The organism is Stenotrophomonas sp. YJH_SMC_79 (assembly GCF_059367995.1).
Window position 1 is genome coordinate 41624 of sequence record NZ_JCAFRK010000003.1, and the last position, 17651, is coordinate 59274.

Consider the following 17651-nt stretch of genomic DNA (forward strand, 5'->3'; position numbering starts at 1 on the left):
GTACGCATAATGACCGGTCCCAGCACACGTCGACGAGGCACACCCGCATGGCCCGCATCATCGCCATCGCCAACCAGAAGGGTGGCGTCGGCAAGACCACGACCGCCGTCAACCTGGCCGCTTCCCTGGCCAACGCACCCAAGCGCGTGCTGTTGGTCGACCTGGATTCGCAGGGCAACGCGACCATGGGCAGTGGCGTGGACAAGCGTGAGCTGGTCTCCTCCACCTACGATCTGCTGCTGGGCGAGTCCAGCGCCGCCGATGTGCGCGTGCAGACCGCCGAAGGCTACGACCTGCTGCCCGGCAACATCGACCTGACCGCCGCCGAGATCCAGCTGATGGCGCAGAGCGAGCGCGAGCAGCGCCTGAAGCGCGCGCTGGCACCGATCCGCGACGAGTACGACTACATCCTGATCGACTGCCCGCCGGCGCTGTCGCTGCTGACGCTCAACGCGCTGGCCGCTGCCGATTCGGTGATCGTGCCGATGCAGTGCGAGTACTACGCGCTGGAAGGCCTGAGCGCGCTGGTGGAAACCATCGAAGCGCTGCGTGCCAACCTCAACCCGGCGCTGGAGATCGAAGGCGTGCTGCGCACCATGTTCGATGTGCGCAACAACCTGGCCAACGCGGTCTCGGCCGAGCTCACCGAGCACTTCGGCGACCGCGTGTTCCGCACCATCGTGCCGCGCAACGTGCGCCTGGCCGAGGCGCCGAGCCATGGCCAGAGCATCGTCGGCTACGACCGCGCTTCGCGCGGTGGCGTGGCCTACCTGGGCCTGGCCGGCGAGATCATCCGCCGCAACAACGAACGCAACAAGGCCGCCAAGGCCGTGGAGACCGTCTGATGACCAGCAGCAAGCCGGCAGCCAAGAAGCGAGGCCTCGGCCGTGGCCTGGATGCGCTGCTGGGTCCCAAGGGGGCGGTCAGCCAGGTGCAGGCCACCACCGCGGTGATCGAGCCGCTGCCGGGTGAAGTGCTGCGCAAGCTGGCCGTGGGCCAGCTGCAGCCGGGCAAGTACCAGCCGCGCCGCGAGATGGACGAGGGCAAGCTGTCCGAGCTGGCCGACTCGATCAAGTCGCAGGGCGTGATCCAGCCGATCCTGGTGCGCCAGCTGCCGGCGGGCAACTACGAAATCGTCGCCGGTGAGCGCCGCTGGCGCGCATCGCAGCTGGCCGGCCTGGACGAAGTGCCGGTGGTGGTGCGCGAGCTGGAAGACCGCACCGTCATCGCGATGGCGCTGATCGAGAACATCCAGCGCGAAGACCTCAACCCGCTGGAAGAAGCCGAGGCGCTGCAGCGCCTGATCAGCGAATTCACCCTGACCCATGCCGAGGCCGCCGAGGCCGTCGGCCGCTCGCGCGCGGCGGTGTCCAACCTGCTGCGCCTGCTGGAGCTGCCGGTGGCCATCCGCCTGCTGCTGGAAACCCGCCGCCTGGAAATGGGCCACGCCCGTGCGCTGCTGACCCTGGCCCCCGAGCTGGCCGGCAAGCTGGCGCAGGAAGCGGCCGATGAAGGCTGGTCGGTGCGCGAGGTCGAGCGCCGAGCGCAGGCCTTCGCCGCCGGCAAGGTACCCAGCAACCGCCCGGTGGCCACGCCGAAGGTGCAGCAGGCCGACATCGCCTCGCTGGAAACCGAGCTGTCCGAAGCGCTGGGTGCCAAGGTGGCGATCAACCATGGCCGCGGCGGCAAGGGCAAGCTGATCATCCACTACACCGACCTGGATACCCTGGACGGCGTGCTGGAAAAACTGCGTACGCGCCAGGGCTGAGCCCGGCGCAGCGCCAGGGGATTCGGCCTGTTCCTGCCGCGTCCTGCAGATGACAGGGAACGCACCGCCGCGCGCGCCGGGGGATGCACTGCTCTCCGGTCCGTGGCCTCATCCAGGGAGCAGGACATGAGCAACACATTCGACGACGTCAGCCCGGGCGGCAGCCCGATCATGGTGCACAGCCGCCAGAAGGACTTCACCCCGCCGCAGGGCGAAGAACACATCGAGGCGATCGGCGCGCACATAGAGCGCCATCTGGGTCCGGTGTCCGGTGTCTTCCACGAGATCATCTCCGACCTGGTGCACATCGACGTGCACGTGGTGCCGGCCAATGACCAGTTCCCGTACCTGCGCCTGGTCACCTCCGGCATGAGCGACCTGCCGATGACCGTGCCCGCCGAGGTGGACGCGGACGTGCCGCGCTACATGGAGCTGATGGTGACCCTGCCGGCCGACTGGCCGATGTCCCAGGATGCCTTCGAGGACGAACGCAACTACTGGCCGGTGCGCCTGCTGAAGGGCATGGCGCGGCTGCCGCACGAGTACGACACCTGGCTGGGTTTCGGCCACACCATTCCCAACGGCCATCCCAGCGAGCCCTACGCGCCGGGCGTGGGCTTCGACGGTGCCATCGTGCTGCCGCCGGTGACTACCCCGGAGGACTTCGCCACGCTGGAACTGGACGACGGCAAGCTCATCAGCTTCATGAGCCTGGTTCCGCTGTATCCGGAAGAGATGGACCTGAAGCTGAAGAAGGGTGCCGAGGCGCTGCTCGACCGCTTCGATGCGAAGAAGATCCAGGACGTGATCGAACCCGGCCGCACCAATGTGGCCAAGAAGCGTTTCGGGCTGTTCTGAGCCCGCAGCGTATCCTCTGCACCTGTACTCATTGATTTCCAGGCAACTGCAATGACCATCCTGCTCACCGGCGCTGCCGGCTTCATTGGTGCCTACACCGCCCGCGCGCTGCTGGAGGCGGGCCAGCCGGTGGTCGGCCTGGACAACTTCAACGACTACTACGACCCGCAGATCAAGCGCGACCGCGTGGCCGCACTGTGCCCGACCCTGGACCTGCGCACCCTGGACCTGACCGACCAGCAGGGCCTGGCCGCGCTGTTCGACGAAGTGCAGCCGACCGCGGTGATCCACCTGGCCGCGCAGGCCGGCGTGCGCTATTCGCTGGAGAACCCGCAGGCCTACGTCGACAGCAACCTGGTCGGCTTCGTCAACATGCTGGAGCTGTGTCGCCATCGTGGCGTGCAGCACCTGGTGTATGCCTCCAGCAGCTCGGTCTACGGTGATTCGGCCACGCCGCCGTTCTCCGAGGACCAGCGTGTGGACCAGCCGCGCTCGCTGTACGCGGCGACCAAGGCGGCCAACGAGCTGATGGCCTACACCTACGCGCAGCTGTACGGCCTGCATGCCACCGGCCTGCGCTTCTTCACCGTGTATGGCCCGTGGGGCCGGCCGGACATGGCACCGCTGCTGTTCTCGCGCGCGGTGCTGGCCGGGCGGCCGATCGACGTGTTCAACGAAGGCCGCATGCAGCGCGATTTCACACATGTCTCCGACATCGTGTCGGGTATTCTCGGCGCGCTCGCGCATCCGGCCGATGGTCCGGTACCGCACCGGGTGTTCAACCTCGGCAACCATACGCCGGTCGAGCTGGAGCGCTTCATCAGCGTGATCGAGCAGGCCGCCGGCCGCCCGGCGCAGAAGGTCTACAAGCCGATGCAGCCGGGCGACATGGTGCGCACGATGGCCGATACCCGGCGCGCCCATGACGCATTCGGCTTCGACGCGGTGACCCCGATCGAAGAAGGGTTGCCCCCTGTCGTGCAGTGGTGCCGCGAGTATTTTGGCGACCGCGCCTGAGGACGGACCCTCACACAGCCGGATTCATCTTCGGATAACCTCGGCTTCGGAGAATGCGCGGTCTTTGTCCCCCTTTGGCCGAGTGCCTTATGAGCCAACCCGAGCTTTCCGTTGTCGTCCCGGTGTTCAACGAGCGCGACAATGTTGCCCCGCTGGTCGCCGAAATCACCGCTGCACTGCGCGGCCGGCTGCCGTTCGAGATCGTCTACATCGACGACCACTCGCGCGATGACACCCTGGCGGTGCTGCAGGGCCTGAAGGCGACCACGCCGGAACTGCGGGTGCTGCACCACGTGAACCAGAGCGGGCAGAGCACCGCGGTGCGCACCGGCGTCAAGCACGCACGTGCGCCGTGGATCGCGACCCTGGATGGCGACGGGCAGAACGATCCGGCCGACATTCCAAAGCTGCTGGCCGCGCGCGATGCGGCCGAGGCGCAGGTGAAGCTGTTCGCCGGCTGGCGGGTCAACCGCCAGGACAGCGGCAGCAAGCGCTGGGCCAGCAAGTGGGCCAATGCCATCCGTGCACGCATGCTGCGCGATGACACGCCCGATACCGGCTGCGGCATCAAGCTGTTCGAGCGCAGCGCGTTCCTCGACCTGCCGTACTTCGACCACATGCACCGCTACCTGCCGGCGCTGATGCAGCGTGCCGGCTGGAAGACCACCAGTGTGCCGGTCAACCACCGCCACCGCACCGCCGGCGTATCCAAGTACAACAACCTGGGCCGGGCACTGGTCGGCATCCGTGACCTGCGCGGCGTGGCCTGGCTGATCACCCGCAGCAAGCGCACCACGGTGGAAGAACGGTGATGGGCCTGGAACTGCACTGGCTGGACCAGCCGCTGACCTGGCTGTACTGGACCGGCCTGCATGTGACCGGCTGGAAGTTGATCGGCTACACCGGCGCGCTGATGTTCGGTGGCCGCTGGCTGGTCCAGTTCGTCGCCTCCAAGCGTGCCGGCAAGCCGGTCATCCCGCGCCTGTTCTGGTACATGAGCGTGGTCGGCAGCCTGATGACGCTGAGCTACTTCCTGTTCTCGGCCAAGCAGGACTCGGTGGGCGTGCTGCAGAACCTGTTCCCGGCGTTCACCGCCCTGTACAGCCTGCAGCTGGACATCAAGCACCGCGGCTGGAAGCGCGACAGGGCCAGCCACTGAGGCCTGCGGGGCCCATCCTGTAGGTGCCGACCTTGGTCGGCACAGGTGTATCCGGGCCCGGCGCATCCACGCATGGCGTGGATCTACTGCGTGCCTGGCTACCGTGCCTGGTAGCTGCCAACCTTGGTTGGCACACGGGGAAATCCAGCGCCAACCAAGGTTGGCCGCTACCGGGGCCCCGGTCTGCTGCGCAGGCAGGACCTTCGTCCCATGCCACGGGCCGTGGGCGGTGCCATCATCGGGGCCTGCCTTCCCGGGAACCTGTGCTCGTGAAAACCCGTCTCGCCGTTGCCCTGCTGATCGCCCTGTCTGCCCCTGCCGTGGCCTTGGCCGCGCCGCCCGCCACCGCCGCACCGGCCAGCGTGGCCACCGAATCGCCCGCCGATGCCGCCTTCCGCGCGCTGTACGAGAAGGAGTGGAAGTGGCGCCAGCAAGGCGGCGGTGAGGCCAGTGAGGACGAGGACGCCCCGGCCAATGCCACCCGCATGCCCGACGTCGGCCCGGCCGCGCAGCAGGCGCGCCTGAAGGTCTGGGACGAGACCCTGGCTGCACTGAAGAAGATCGACCCGAAGACGCTCTCGCCCGACAACCAGGTCAACTATGCGATCTACCGCGACCAGGTGTTCAACCTGGCTGAAGAGACGCGTCTGCGCGGTTACGAGATGCCGTTCAACGCCGACTCCTCGTTCTGGTCCAACCTGTCCTTCATGGCCCGGCGCGAGATGAAGACCGTGCAGGACTACCAGAACTACATCGCACGGCTGAACGATGTGCCGCGATACTTCGGCCAGCAGACCGAGAACATGCGCGCCGGCCTGAAGCGTGGCTTCAGCGTGCCGCGTGCCGTGCTCGATGGCCGCGAGGTCTCCATCGCTACCGTCGCCGAGCTGATGGATCCCACCGAGTCGCCGCTGTACGCGCCGTTCAAGAAACTGCCCAACAGCATTCCGGCCGCCGAACAGGCCAAGCTGCAGGCACAGGCGCGTGAAGCGATCAGCGGCAAGGTGGTGCCGGCGTTCCAGCAGCTGCGCACCTTCTTCGTCAACGAGTACGTGCCGCAGGCGCGTACCACCCTGGCCGCCGAAGCGATGCCAAATGGCAAGGCGTACTACAAGCAGCAGATCCACGAATACACCACGCTGGACCTGTCGCCGGACGAGATCCACCGCACCGGCCTGGATGAAGTCGCACGCATCCAGAAGGAAATGAACGACATCATCAAGCAGGTGAAGTTCAAGGGCAGCTTCGCCGAGTTCCTGACCTTCCTGCGTACCGATCCGCAGTTCTACGCCAAGACGCCGGAAGAGCTGCTGTCGCGTGCCGCGTGGATCTCCAAGCGCGCCGATGGCCAGCTTGGCAAGTACATGACGCTGCCGCGCGCGCGCTTCACCATCGTGCCGGTGCCGCCGGATATCGCGCCGTTCTGGACCGCCGGCCGTGGCGGCATGGGCACCTACTGGCTCAACACCTACAACCTGCCGTCGCGCCCGCTGTACAACCTGCCGGCGCTGACCCTGCATGAATCCGATCCGGGCCACGCGCTGCAGGGCGCCATTGCCGCCGAGCAGAAGAACCTGCCCGAGTTCCGCCGCAACGCCTACATCTCCGCCTATGGCGAAGGCTGGGCGCTGTACTGCGAGAAGCTGGGCGTGGAGATGGGCATCTACGAAACCCCCTACGAGGATTTCGGCCGCCTGACCTACGAGATGTGGCGCGCCACGCGCCTGGTGATCGACACCGGCGTGCACAGCAAGGGCTGGACCCGTGAGCAGGCGCTGGCCTACCTGCGAGACCACACCGCGCTGAGCGAGCATGAAGTGACCACCGAAGTGGACCGCTACATTTCCTGGCCGGGCCAGGCGCTGAGCTACAAGCTGGGCGAGATCGCCATCGTGCGCCTGCGTGCGCAGGCCGAGAAGGAGCTGGGCGACAAGTTCGACATCAAGGGCTTCCACGACACCCTGCTCAAGCAGGGCTCGGTGCCGCTGCCGGTGCTGGAACAGCAGATCCAGGCCTACATCGCCGAACGCAAGAAGGCCTGACCGCTACCGGGTAGTGCCGGCCGCTGGCCGGCCACCTGCACGCACCGCGATCGTTCGACATTGCCGGCCAGCGGCCGGCACTACCTCGGACCGGGAAACGGGGTCGGATCACAGGATCCGACCCCGTGGTCTTTCAGCCCACCGCCCGCGGCTTGGCCACTCGCGCGGCAAACGTCGGCAGCACCAGCAGGGTCAGCACGGTCGCGGTGATCAAGCCACCGATCACCACCGTCGCCAACGGCTTCTGCACTTCCGCACCGGAACCGCTGGCGATCGCCATCGGAATGAAGCCGACGATCGCCACCAGCGCCGTGGTCAGCACCGCGCGGATGCGGCTGGAGGCACCGTTGATCGCTGCCTGCAGCGGCAGGTCACCGGCATCCAGGCGTTCGCGGATCGCCTGCATCAGCACCAGGCCGTTCAAGGTGGCCACGCCGGAGACGGCGATGAAGCCGACCGCCGCTGACACCGAGAACGGCATGCCACGCAGCAGCAGCGCGAGGATGCCGCCGACCAGCGCCAGCGGCACGCAGCTGAACACCAGAATGGCTTCCTTGCCGCTGCGCAGGGCCATGAACAGCAGGCTGCCGATCAGCAGGAACACCACCGGCACCACCGTCGCCAGCCGCTTCTCCGCGCGCTGCAGGTTCTCGAACTGGCCACCCCAGGTCAGGTAGGCACCCGGCGGTAGCGCCACGTCGGCCACCGCTGCCTGTGCCTCGCCGACGAAGCCACCCAGGTCACGCCCACGCACGTTGGCCTGCACCACCACGCGGCGGCTGCCGTTGTTGCGGCTGATCTGGTTCGGCCCTTCGCTCACGGTAATGCGCGCCACCGACGACAGCGGAATCACCAGCCCCGACGGCGTGGCGATCGGCAGTGAGGCCAGCTGGTCCGGATCGTTTCGCGAGGCATCGTCCAGCCGCACCACCACGTTGAAGCGTCGATCACCTTCGAAGATCTTGCCCGCTGCGGTACCGCCGATGCCGGTGGACAGTGCATCACTCACGTCCGCGGCGGTCAGCCCGTACTGCGCCGCCGCCACGTGGTCGATCGCCACGTTCAGCGTGGGCAGGCCGGAGATCTGTTCCACCCGCACGTCGGCCGCGCCGTTCACCGCACGCAGCTTCAGCGCCACCTGGTCGGCCACCTTCTGCAGCTGGCTGAAGTCATCGCCGAAGATCATCACCGCCAGGTCGGTACGCACGCCGGAAATCAGTTCGTTGAAGCGCAGTTCGATCGGCTGGCTGAACTCGAAGCTGTTGCCCAGCTGCTGCCCGGCCAGTTTTTCGAAGCGCGCCACCAGCGCCTCCTTGTCCAGCTTCGGATCAGGCCAGTCCTTGCGCGGCTTCAGCACGATCACGCTGTCGGAGATGTTGGTCGGCATCGGATCGATCGCCGCCTCGGCGGTACCGGTACGCGAGAACACTGTCTCTACTTCAGGCTGTTTGGCGATCGCTTTTTCCAGCGCCAGCTGCATCGCCAATGACTGCTCCAGCGAGGTCGACGGCACGCGCAGGGCCTGCATCGCCACGTTGCCTTCGTCCAGGGTCGGCATGAACTCGCGGCCCAGCAGCGAGAACGAGCCGATGCCCACCACCACCATCATCACCGCACCGGCCAGCACCGTGCGCGGATGTGCCACGGCCTTGCGCACCACCGGCTCGATGCGCGCGCGCAGCACGCGGATCAACTTCGTTTCGTGCTCGCCATCATCCGCATGGGCATCGCCGTCCTTCACCTTGGGCTCGCGCACCAGCAGCGCGGCCATCGCCGGCACGAAGGTGAAGGAGAAGATGAAGGCACCGACCAGGGCCAGCATGAAGGTGGCCGCCATCGGGTGGAACGTCTTGCCCTCCACGCCTTCCAGGGTGAGGATCGGCGCGAACACCAGCAGGATGATCAGTTGGCCGAACGCCGCCGGCCTCGCCATCTTCAGCGCCGAATCGGCGGCTACACGCAGGCGTTCCATCGCGGTCAGCGCACGGCCCAGTTCGGCGCGGCGCTGGCCCAGCATCAGCAGCGTCGACTCAACCACGATCACCGCACCGTCCACCAGGATGCCGAAGTCCAGCGCACCCAGGCTCATCAGGTTGCCGCTGATGCCGAAGCGGTTCATGCCGATTACTGCGAACAGGAACGACAGCGGAATCACCAGCGCGGTGATCGTCGCTGCGCGCAGGTTGCCCAGCAGCAGGAACAGCACCACCACCACCAGCAGCGCGCCCTCGGTGAGGTTCTTGGCCACGGTCTTGATGGTGGAATTGACCAGTACGCTGCGGTCCAGCACCGGTGCCGCCACGATGTCGGCCGGCAGCGACTTGTTCACCTGTTCAAGGCGCGCCGCGGCAGCCTGCGCCACGGTGCGGCTGTTGCCACCGGCAATCATCAGCGCGGTGCCGAGCACGGCTTCGTGACCGTTGCGGCTGGCCGCGCCCAGGCGCGGCGCGCGGCTCAGTTCCACCGTGGCCACATCGGCCACGCGCACCACCACGCCATTGCGGGTGGCCACCGGAGCCTGTGCCAGGTCATCGGTGGTCAGCGCCAGGCCGTCTGCACGTACCACCAGGCCTTCGCCGGCACGCTGCACGAAACCGGCACCGGCCTGTACGTTGGAACGCTGCAGGGCAGTGACCAGGTCGGCCAGGCCGAGGCCATGCGCGGCCAGCCTGGCGCTGTCCGGATGCACGCCGTATTCCTTGACGTAGCCGCCGACCGTATCGACGCCGGCCAGCCCCGGGCTGGAACGCATCTGCGGCGCGATGATCCAGTCCTGCACGGTGCGCAGGTAGGTCGCACGTTCTTCGGGTGTCCGCAGCAGGTTGCCTTCCGGCGTGCGGTAGACCTCGCCGGCCTGCCAGCCGGCTTCACCGGGCTTGGCCAGCTTGGCTGGATCGAACGCGGTGAAGTCCACCGTCCACATCAGCACTTCGCCGAGACCGGTGGTGACCGGCGACAGCATCGGCGATGCGCCATCGGGCAGGTCTTCCGATGCCTCGCGCATGCGTTCGGCCACCTGCTGGCGGGCGAAGTAGATGTCGGTGGCATCGGTGAAGATCGCGGTCACCTGCGAGAAGCCATTGCGCGACAGCGAACGCGTGGTGGTCAGGCCGGGAATGCCGGCCAGCGCGGTTTCCAGCGGGTAGGTCACCTGCCGCTCGATCTGCTCCGGTGTCAGCGCCGGTGCCACCGTGTTGATCTGCACCTGGCGGTTGGTGATGTCCGGCACCGCGTCGATCGGCAGCTTGCCCAGCTGGAACAGGCCCACGGCGGCGATCAACGCGGCCATGAACACCACCAGCCAGCGGTGGCGCACCGCTGTTTCAATGATCAGCTTGAACATGGTCGCCTCCTCAGTGGCCGTGCTCGGCTTCGCCCTTGGCCAGTTCGGCCTTGAGCAGGAAGGCGTTGCTGCCAACGATGCGCTCGCTGCCGCTCAGGCCACCGAGGATCTCGATGCGGTCACCGGCACGACGGCCAGCCAGCACCGGCTGCACCTTGAAGCCGCCTTCGACGGCCACGAACACCGCACTGCTGCCATCGACGTTCTGCACCGCATCGGCGGGCACGCTGAGCGAGCCGTCCTGGCCTTCGGTGACCACCACGGCCGATACCGGCGAACCTGCCGGTGGCAACGAGGCGTCCACCGGCGTGGCGCGGATCACCGCGACGCCGCCCTGCTGGCGGACATCGGCGGCCGAACCGGTGACGGTGGCGGTGAAGCTGCCACCCGGTACGCTCACTTCCAGCTTCATGCCCGGCGTGACCTGCGCGGCCAGCGCCGGCGGTGCGGTGAACACCAGCTCATTCATCGTCGGGTCGGCGACGTCGGCCACCGCGCTGCCGGCGGCGACCACGCCACCCGGGGTGACCTGCACGTTGCCGACGATGCCGGCTACCGGGCTGGTGATGCGCACGCGACCGCTGCTGTCCGGCGAACCGTTGGCAGCGGCCTGGGCCTGCGCGGCGGCGGCCTGGGCCTGTGCCGCCAGCGAACGTGCGCGCGAGGCCTCCATTTCCTGGCGGGCGACCACGCCCTGGTCGACCAGGGCCTTGTCGCGGCCATAGGCCAGGCGCGCGGCTTCGGCCTCGGCCGATGCGGCCAGCGCGTTGGCACGGAACACCGCGGCTTCGCCGCTGACCACGATGGCCAGTGCCTGGTTCTGCTTCACCGCCGTGCCCGGCGCGACCAGCACGCGTTCAACGCGGCCGGTCACCGTGGAGGCCACCGATGCGCGGGCACCGACCGAGGGTTCGACCCGGCCGGCGAGGCGGGTTGAACCGCCACCGCCGCGACCGATCGCGACCACCTCGATACCGGAGGCCTTGATCTGCTCTGGCGTCAGCTGCACCACGCCTTCGTCGGCGTCAGCCGGCGACTTCGCGGTTTCTGCCTTGGCTTCCTTGCTGTCGGCGGCGTGGCCATGGCCATCGTCGGCGCCCGCCTTGGCCGCGGCGGGGTCGTCATTTGCAGGTGTCTGCGCGTTGCCAGCGCAGCCGGCCAGGAACACGGTCAGCAGGAGGCCGCCGATCAGGGGGAAGGAACGGGAGAGAGTCATGGGGCCTCCACAAAAGGTGCGCGCCCTTCCAGGCGGGCAAGATCGATTTCCGCGCCGACGCGCGACAGGCGCGCATCCACGGCGGTGCCGCGGGCGGCGATGAGGGCGCTGCGCGTGCTGCGCAGTTCCAGCTGCGAGATGCGTCCGGCGTCGAAGCCAACGCGTGCGAGGCGATAGGCCTCTTCGGCGGCGACCACACTTTCATCGGCGGCACGGGTACGGCTGCCGGCCGCCTTCAGCCCGGCCACGGCTGACAGGCGTGCGGCCTCACTGTCGCGGCGCTGCTGGTCCAGGCGTGCCTCGGCCGCGCGCTGGTCGGCATTGGCGGCGCGGATGCCGCCACGGTTGCGGTCGAACAGCGGGATGCTGAGGCTGACCCCGAGGTTGTAGGCACGCTCGCCGCCTTCGCGGAAGCGGGTCTGCGCGGCGGTGACACTGAGGTCAGGCAGGGCGCGCTTGCGCTCCACGTCGACCAGCTTGCCCGCCGCATCGGCCTCGGCTTCGGCGATGCGCACCGCCAGTGCGGTATCGGTGGCACCGCGCGGCAGCGGTGGCGCGCGGTCGAGCAGGCTGTCGTTGATCGATTGCACCGGCGCATCCAGCAGCGCGGCACCGGCCAGGCGGGCCAGCGCGGCATCACGGAAGGCCTGCGCCTCATCCAGTGAAGCACTGGCGTTGGCCACCTCGCTCTGTGCCTGCACCGCGCGCAGCTGCGGTTCGCGGCCCTGCTTGACCATGGCGTTGACGGCGTTGGCGTCATCGCGGGTCAGTGACAGTGCTTCTTCGGCCAGCGTGTAACGGCGCAGTGCACTTTCCGCCTGTGCATAGACCACCGCCAGCTGGCTGGCCACATCGCTGCGACTCTGCGCGCCACGCAGGTTGGCCGCCTGTGCCTCGGCGCGGGCGGCACGGACACGCGCGCCGCGCTGGCCCCAGACCTCCAGCGGCTGGGACAGGGTGAGCACGGTATCGGCCTTGCCCATGCCGCCATAGGAGCCGGTGCCCCAGGCGTTTTCGGCGGAGTAGGAAAGGGAAGGGTTGGGCAACGCACGGGCCTGGTCGGCGCGCGCATCGGCGGCCTCGGCCAGCGCCGTACCCACACGGGTGCCGGGCAGCTGGTCCAGGCGTTCAAGCAGGGTGTCGTAGGAGGGGGCGGCTTGTGCCGACGCCTGCATTGCCGGGGCCAGGCCCAGCAACACGGCGACGACCAGCCCGGCCGCGCGCGGCGACCGAGGTGTCAGGATCGACATAGGGGGATTCCGGTTGTGAGTGAAACGGGAGCCCGCGATTGCGGGACGCGCTCAACTCACGCCCGGGGGGGACGCGTCAATTCATCCTGGGCGACCGCATAGGTCGCCACGTCGCCGGCATTCATCCAGCGCGCCGGCAGCGGCGTACCGAAGGCGGCGAAATCATTCGCTGGCAGGCTCAGCGTGGAGTGATGGCAGTGGTTATGCGTGCAGGCACCCGTGTGCTTGCTGTCGCTGTCGCCGCCTGCATCGTCCGCAAGGGACTCGACATGGGCGCTGCTGGCATGCGGTTCCACCGCACACACCAGTGCGTCGGCCACCGGCACGACCACGAATGCCGCCATCAGCAGCATCATCAGGTACGTACGCAGTTGGCGGGTGATCCGGCGCATGGAAGGGAGGCTAGCAAGCGGTTTTCGCCGGATACAATATCAATGGTCACCTCGGGAATTCGTCGGAACCTCCCGTTCAGGTGGGTGGCCTGGGGGCCTCCTGTCCCGGTAGGGGCCGACCTCCTGCCCTGGTGGGTGCCGACCTTGGTCGGCACGCCTTTCGGCCCGTGGGGTGGGACACCGGGATGCGCTTCTGTAGCCCACGCTCGGCTGCTTTCGCGCGACCAGCCGTCCCGGTAGGTGTCGACCTTGGTCGACACGCTTTTCGACCCCACCACGCTGCCGGCCAGCGGCCGGCACTACCCGTGTCACGGCAGCTTCGCGATCACCTTGATCTCGAACTGGAACCCGTACAGCCAGGTCACGCCGATACCGGTCAGGGTCGGGTGCGGCGCCTCGCCCCAGTACTCGGGCACGATCGCCCAGGCCTTCTCGAAGTTCGTTTCCGGGTCGACCAGGAACACGGTCACGTCGACCACGTCATCGAACGTGCAGCCGGCGGCGGCAAGCACCGCATTGAGATTCTCGAAGGCGCGGCGCACCTGCGCCTCGAAGTCCGGCTCGGGCGAGCCGTCCTCGCGGCTGCCGACCTGGCCGGAGACGAACAGGAAGCCATTGGATCGGATCGCCGGCGAGTAGCGGTTGCGCTCGTACAGGGCCTGTCGGCCGGCGGGGAAAACGACATCACGCTGTGACATGGGGAAGATCCCGTGGGAGAGAACACCATCCTCCCTGCCAGCGCTGTCTGGATAAACCGCGATGATCGGCCTAGATTGGTTGCTAATCCCAAACAATCACGGCCGGCCATGGACCGTTTCGAGGCGATGCGGGCGTTTGCCCGGGTGGTGGAAACGGGCAGCTTCACCCGCGCCGCGCACACCCTGCAGGTCAGCCGCACCACGGTTACGCAGCTGGTGCAGCAGCTGGAGGCGCACCTGCGGTTGCGCCTGCTCAACCGCACCACCCGGCGGGTCAGCGTCACCGCCGATGGCGCGGCCTATTACCCGCGCATCGCCCGCCTGCTGGCCGAGCTGGACGAGGTAGAGGGCGGGCTGGGCGATGCGGCCGCCCAGCCGCGCGGACGCCTGCGCGTGGATGTGCCCGGGCCGTATGCGCGGTTGCGGCTGGTACCGGCGCTGCCGGATTTCCAGGCGCGTTACCCGGAGATCCAGCTGGATATCGGCGTCAGCGACCGCGAGGTCGATGTCATCGCCGACAACGTCGATTGCGTGATCCGCGGTGGCACCCCGGCCGACCCGGCGCTGGCTGCGCTGCAGATTGGTTTCCACGCCAGCCCGGCGTACGTGCAACGTTTCGGCGTGCCGTCCGACCCGCGCGCGCTGGAAGGGCCGGACCACCACATGGTCGGCTTCCTCAGCCCGCGTAGCGGCCGTGCCCGAGTGTTCAATGCGAAGCGCGGCGATGAGCGCATCGAGGTGCAGGGCCGCTATACAGTCGGCTTCGACGACGGCAACGCGTATCTGGCGGCTGCGCTGGCGGGGCTCGGCGTGGTCGCGCTGCCCAGCTATATGGCCGAGCCGCACGTGGCGCGCGGCGAGCTGATGCCGGTGTTGCAGGACTGGCAGCTGCCGCCAATGCCGATGCACGTGATGTTTCCGCCGAACCGGCACATGAGCCAGCGGCTGCGGGTGTTCATCGATTGGGTGGTGGAGGTGTTGGGGTGACACGCACCGGGCGTGCGAAAATCACCACAACACGCAACAGGAAACAGCCTCACGCATGAGTCGCATCGTCGCACTGGATACCGAAACCACCGGCATCTCCCACCGCCTGGGCCATCGCGTGATCGAAATCGGTGCCGTCGAACTGGTCGATGGTCAGCTCACCGGCCGCCAGTTCCACACCTACCTGCAGCCGCAGCGCAAGGTCGATTGGGGCGCGCAGCGGGTACATGGCATCAGCGACGCGATGCTGGTGGGCAAGCCACTGTTTTCCAGCAAAGCCGTCGAACTGCTCGACTTCCTGCGCGGCAGCGAGATGATCGCGCACAACGCCACCTTCGATGTGGGTTTCCTCGACAATGAGCTGCGCCTGGCTGGCATCCCCGTCACGCTGGCCCAGCATTGCCGCATCACCTGCAGCCTGAAGCTGGCGCGCGGGCGCTGGCCGGGCCAGGGCAACAAGCTGGATGATGTGCTGCAGCGCCTGCGCATTCCCGGCACCCGGGGACTGCACGGTGCGCTGAAGGATGCCCATCTGCTGGCCCAGGTGATCCCGCACCTGCGCTGAGCGGGATCGGTTCCACGGGGAGCGGCCGTCGCGTTCAGCCCCAGCCTGTGGGTAACTTGCGCAAGTGCTTGAACACGTGCATAATGCGCGGCTCGCTGTGTCCGGTTTTCTACCGGGCGGCGCCCCCGGGAGCACGTCCCCGGCCGCCCAACGCCAGCGTAACCCTTTGATTCTCTTGACGTGTGGTGGGCAACCATCGAGGCCGCCGTCTCCCGGGCTACGGGCTGACAACTACTACTATCGAGGTGCGCAATGTCCCGCGTATGCCAGGTTTCCGGCAAGCGAGTGCAGACGGGTAACAACGTCTCGCACGCCAACAACAAGACCCGTCGTCGTTTCCTGCCGAATCTGCACGAGCGCCGTTTCTGGGTGGCCAGCGAAAACCGCTGGGTCAAGCTTCGTGTTTCCGCGCATGCACTGCGCACCATCGACAAGAACGGCATTGATTCCGTTCTGGCTGAGCTGCGTGCGCGCGGCGAAAAGGTCTGAGGAGTAAAGCATCATGGCAGGCAAGCGCGATAAGGTCCGTATGATTTCCTCGGCCGGTACCGGCCACTTCTACACGACCGACAAGAACAAGAAGAACACCCCGGGGAAGATGGAATTCCTGAAGTACGATCCGGTCGTGCGCAAGCACGTCCTGTACAAGGAAGGCAAGATCAAGTAATCCGCAAGGATTGCTGGTCCCCGCGAAGAAACCCGCCCTTGTGGCGGGTTTTTTCATGCCCGGCATTCCAGGGCGGCTGCCGGCTGCTCCGCCATTGCCGTGGTGGGTGCTGACCGTTGGTCGGCACGCTGTCCGCCCGGTACGTATCGACCTTGGTCGACACGCTGGTTCAAGGCAGTCGAGCGCGGCTCGACTCTACACACCCCGCTGGGCAGAATGGCCCATCACCTCCCGACGGGCGACACGATGCTGTTCGAGTGGTTGCTGGGTTCCTACCTGCTGCTGATCGACTGGCTGATCCGGCTGGTCGCGCTGTGCTGGATCCCCACCCGCACCACGCCGGGTGCGGCGCGCAGCTGGCTGCTGCTGGTCGGCTTCGTGCCCCTGCTGGGCCTGCCGCTGTACCTGCTGTTCGGCCACCCGTGGCTGTCGCGCGAGCGTATTCGCCGCCAGGCCGAGGCCTCGCAGGTCATCCGCGAGGAACAGGCGCTGCAGCATCGCCTGCGCTGGACCCCGCAGCCGGACACCGCCAGCGCCGAGATCGTGCCGCTGGTGCAGCGCCAGGGCGACTTCATGCCGGTGCACGGCAACGCCGTCGATCTGCTGACCGATTACGACGAATCGCTGCATACGCTGATCGCCGACATCGACCAGGCCGAAGACCGCGTGCACCTGCTGTACTACCTGATGTTCGACGACGCGGTGGGCGAGGCCATTGTCGAGGCACTGCAGCGTGCGGCTGCACGGGGCGTGCAGTGCCGCGTGCTGCTCGACGCGGTAGGTGCCAAGCGCGGCCTGCGCGCCTACCGCAAGCGCCTGCAAGCACGCGACATCGAAGTGCGCGCGATGCTGCCGGGTGGCCTGCGCTGGCGCCGCAGCGGGCGCATGGACCTGCGCAACCATCGAAAGATCGCGGTGATCGACAACGAAGTGGCCTATGTCGGTTCGCAGAACCTGGCCGGCCCGCAGTTCGTGCCTGGCCACCCGAACCGCGAACTGGTGGCGCGCGTGCGCGGCCCGGCGGTGGCGCATCTGGAGGCGGTGTTCGCCAGCGACTGGTACATGGAGACCGGCCAGCGCCTGGACGTGATCGCCGATGTGCCCGAGTGCAGCGACGACATCGCCACCCAGCTGCTGCCCAGCGGCCCGGCCTATCCGTACAGCAACGCGCGCGACGCGGTGGCGGCGCTGATCCACCTCGCACGACGCCGGCTGGTGATGGTCACCCCGTACTTCGTGCCTGACGAAGCCACGCTCAGCGCGCTGCGCATCGCGGCGTTGTCCGGCGTGGAAGTGCAGCTGATCCTGTCGGCCAGCAACAACCAGCGGCTGACCTCGTGGGCACAGGAGGCCTACTACGACGAGCTGCTGCGCTGTGGCGTGCGCATCGCGCTGTACGAGCCGCAGTTCCTGCACGCCAAGCACATGAGCGTGGATGAGGACATCGCCGTGCTCGGTTCGATCAACATGGATATCCGCTCGTTCGCGCTGAATGCCGAAATCGGCCTGATCTGCTACGACCGCGCGCTGGTGCAGCAGCTGTGCGCGATCGAGGATGGCTACCTGCGCGAGTCGCGGCAGCTGGATCTGCAGCAGTGGCGCAGCCGCCCCACGTGGCGGCGCAGCCGCGAGGGCATCGCACGGCTGGCCGACGCGTTGATGTAAGGCAATGCCGGCCGCCCATTTCGG

The 17651-nt window shown here is 67.6% G+C and carries 17 protein-coding genes; 12 read left to right on the forward strand and 5 right to left on the reverse strand.

Annotated elements, in window-relative coordinates:
• Nucleotides 1-47 precede the first annotated feature (47 nt).
• The 7 genes from AC5P57_RS11290 (at nt 48) to AC5P57_RS11320 (ending at nt 6844) form a co-directional block, all read left to right on the forward strand.
• Complete coding sequence (locus AC5P57_RS11290; RefSeq protein ID WP_032128472.1) at nt 48-845, forward strand: ParA family protein; 798 nt, start codon at nt 48-50, stop codon at nt 843-845.
• Nucleotides 845-1768, forward strand: a complete 924-nt coding sequence (locus tag AC5P57_RS11295) for a ParB/RepB/Spo0J family partition protein (protein WP_008267278.1) — start codon at nt 845-847, stop codon at nt 1766-1768. Before AC5P57_RS11290 ends, AC5P57_RS11295 begins: the two co-directional genes overlap by 1 nt.
• Nucleotides 1769-1894: 126 nt before the next feature.
• The gene (locus AC5P57_RS11300) at nt 1895-2626 is read left to right on the forward strand and encodes a suppressor of fused domain protein (RefSeq protein ID WP_099551798.1); all 732 of its coding nucleotides are present in this window, start codon (nt 1895-1897) and stop codon (nt 2624-2626) included.
• A gap of 51 nt (nt 2627-2677) precedes the next feature.
• Entirely contained in the window at nt 2678-3643 is a 966-nt protein-coding gene (locus tag AC5P57_RS11305) for an NAD-dependent epimerase/dehydratase family protein (RefSeq protein ID WP_262235552.1), read from the forward strand.
• Nucleotides 3644-3732: 89 nt separating this feature from the next.
• Nucleotides 3733-4455 carry a glycosyltransferase family 2 protein gene (locus tag AC5P57_RS11310; RefSeq protein ID WP_099551796.1) on the forward strand — a complete coding sequence of 241 codons (723 nt, stop codon included), beginning with the start codon at nt 3733-3735 and terminating at the stop codon, nt 4453-4455.
• The gene (locus tag AC5P57_RS11315; RefSeq protein WP_010482376.1) at nt 4455-4802 is read left to right on the forward strand and encodes a lipid-A-disaccharide synthase N-terminal domain-containing protein; all 348 of its coding nucleotides are present in this window, start codon (nt 4455-4457) and stop codon (nt 4800-4802) included. Before AC5P57_RS11310 ends, AC5P57_RS11315 begins: the two co-directional genes overlap by 1 nt.
• 269 nt (nt 4803-5071) lie before the next feature.
• A complete protein-coding gene (locus AC5P57_RS11320) occupies nt 5072-6844 on the forward strand; it encodes a DUF885 domain-containing protein (RefSeq protein WP_262235551.1) in 1773 nt (590 codons plus the stop codon).
• A gap of 133 nt (nt 6845-6977) precedes the next feature.
• Here AC5P57_RS11320 and AC5P57_RS11325 read toward each other — a convergent pair whose 3' ends face one another.
• The 5 genes from AC5P57_RS11325 to AC5P57_RS11345 all read right to left on the reverse strand — a co-directional run bounded on the left by AC5P57_RS11325 (nt 6978) and on the right by AC5P57_RS11345 (nt 13743).
• Nucleotides 6978-10187: an efflux RND transporter permease subunit gene (locus AC5P57_RS11325; protein WP_099551794.1), complete on the reverse strand. Its 3210-nt coding sequence runs from the start codon at nt 10185-10187 to the stop codon at nt 6978-6980.
• A 10-nt stretch (nt 10188-10197) separates the two neighbouring features.
• A complete protein-coding gene (locus tag AC5P57_RS11330; protein ID WP_142807066.1) occupies nt 10198-11403 on the reverse strand; it encodes an efflux RND transporter periplasmic adaptor subunit in 1206 nt (401 codons plus the stop codon).
• Entirely contained in the window at nt 11400-12653 is a 1254-nt protein-coding gene (locus AC5P57_RS11335; protein ID WP_262235550.1) for a TolC family protein, read from the reverse strand. The genes AC5P57_RS11330 and AC5P57_RS11335 overlap by 4 nt, the downstream gene beginning before the upstream one ends.
• A gap of 56 nt (nt 12654-12709) precedes the next feature.
• Nucleotides 12710-13045, reverse strand: a complete 336-nt coding sequence (locus tag AC5P57_RS11340; RefSeq protein WP_006402574.1) for a hypothetical protein — start codon at nt 13043-13045, stop codon at nt 12710-12712.
• Between the two features lie 308 nt (nt 13046-13353).
• Nucleotides 13354-13743 (reverse strand): RidA family protein, encoded by a 390-nt coding sequence (locus tag AC5P57_RS11345; protein WP_057500905.1) that lies wholly within the window; start codon nt 13741-13743, stop codon nt 13354-13356.
• A 108-nt stretch (nt 13744-13851) separates the two neighbouring features.
• On the opposite strand from AC5P57_RS11345, the gene AC5P57_RS11350 reads away from it, so the two are divergent.
• The 5 genes from AC5P57_RS11350 (at nt 13852) to cls (ending at nt 17627) form a co-directional block, all read left to right on the forward strand.
• Nucleotides 13852-14730, forward strand: a complete 879-nt coding sequence (locus AC5P57_RS11350; RefSeq protein WP_495219580.1) for a LysR family transcriptional regulator — start codon at nt 13852-13854, stop codon at nt 14728-14730.
• 55 nt (nt 14731-14785) lie between these two features.
• The gene (gene dnaQ, locus AC5P57_RS11355; protein ID WP_262235549.1) at nt 14786-15295 is read left to right on the forward strand and encodes a DNA polymerase III subunit epsilon; all 510 of its coding nucleotides are present in this window, start codon (nt 14786-14788) and stop codon (nt 15293-15295) included.
• Between the two features lie 252 nt (nt 15296-15547).
• Entirely contained in the window at nt 15548-15784 is a 237-nt protein-coding gene (gene rpmB / locus AC5P57_RS11360) for a 50S ribosomal protein L28 (RefSeq protein WP_005411638.1), read from the forward strand.
• A gap of 10 nt (nt 15785-15794) precedes the next feature.
• On the forward strand, nt 15795-15962 hold the full coding sequence (gene rpmG / locus AC5P57_RS11365) for a 50S ribosomal protein L33 (protein WP_169411268.1): 168 nt from the start codon (nt 15795-15797) through the stop codon (nt 15960-15962).
• A gap of 246 nt (nt 15963-16208) precedes the next feature.
• Nucleotides 16209-17627 (forward strand): cardiolipin synthase, encoded by a 1419-nt coding sequence (cls, locus tag AC5P57_RS11370; protein ID WP_180880149.1) that lies wholly within the window; start codon nt 16209-16211, stop codon nt 17625-17627.
• Nucleotides 17628-17651 lie beyond the last annotated feature (24 nt).

What these genes read in the sequence shown, in the direction of transcription:
- AC5P57_RS11290 (WP_032128472.1), top strand. Translation starts at nt 48, where the DNA reads ATGGCCCGCATCATCGCCATCGCCAACCAGAAGGGTGGCGTCGGCAAG.
- AC5P57_RS11295 (WP_008267278.1), top strand. Translation starts at nt 845, where the DNA reads ATGACCAGCAGCAAGCCGGCAGCCAAGAAGCGAGGCCTCGGCCGTGGC.
- AC5P57_RS11300 (WP_099551798.1), top strand. Translation starts at nt 1,895, where the DNA reads ATGAGCAACACATTCGACGACGTCAGCCCGGGCGGCAGCCCGATCATG.
- AC5P57_RS11305 (WP_262235552.1), top strand. Translation starts at nt 2,678, where the DNA reads ATGACCATCCTGCTCACCGGCGCTGCCGGCTTCATTGGTGCCTACACC.
- AC5P57_RS11310 (WP_099551796.1), top strand. Translation starts at nt 3,733, where the DNA reads ATGAGCCAACCCGAGCTTTCCGTTGTCGTCCCGGTGTTCAACGAGCGC.
- AC5P57_RS11315 (WP_010482376.1), top strand. Translation starts at nt 4,455, where the DNA reads ATGGGCCTGGAACTGCACTGGCTGGACCAGCCGCTGACCTGGCTGTAC.
- AC5P57_RS11325 (WP_099551794.1), bottom strand. Translation starts at nt 10,187, where the DNA reads ATGTTCAAGCTGATCATTGAAACAGCGGTGCGCCACCGCTGGCTGGTG.
- AC5P57_RS11330 (WP_142807066.1), bottom strand. Translation starts at nt 11,403, where the DNA reads ATGACTCTCTCCCGTTCCTTCCCCCTGATCGGCGGCCTCCTGCTGACC.
- AC5P57_RS11335 (WP_262235550.1), bottom strand. Translation starts at nt 12,653, where the DNA reads ATGTCGATCCTGACACCTCGGTCGCCGCGCGCGGCCGGGCTGGTCGTC.
- AC5P57_RS11340 (WP_006402574.1), bottom strand. Translation starts at nt 13,045, where the DNA reads ATGCGCCGGATCACCCGCCAACTGCGTACGTACCTGATGATGCTGCTG.
- AC5P57_RS11345 (WP_057500905.1), bottom strand. Translation starts at nt 13,743, where the DNA reads ATGTCACAGCGTGATGTCGTTTTCCCCGCCGGCCGACAGGCCCTGTAC.
- AC5P57_RS11350 (WP_495219580.1), top strand. Translation starts at nt 13,852, where the DNA reads ATGGACCGTTTCGAGGCGATGCGGGCGTTTGCCCGGGTGGTGGAAACG.
- dnaQ (WP_262235549.1), top strand. Translation starts at nt 14,786, where the DNA reads ATGAGTCGCATCGTCGCACTGGATACCGAAACCACCGGCATCTCCCAC.
- rpmB (WP_005411638.1), top strand. Translation starts at nt 15,548, where the DNA reads ATGTCCCGCGTATGCCAGGTTTCCGGCAAGCGAGTGCAGACGGGTAAC.
- cls (WP_180880149.1), top strand. Translation starts at nt 16,209, where the DNA reads ATGCTGTTCGAGTGGTTGCTGGGTTCCTACCTGCTGCTGATCGACTGG.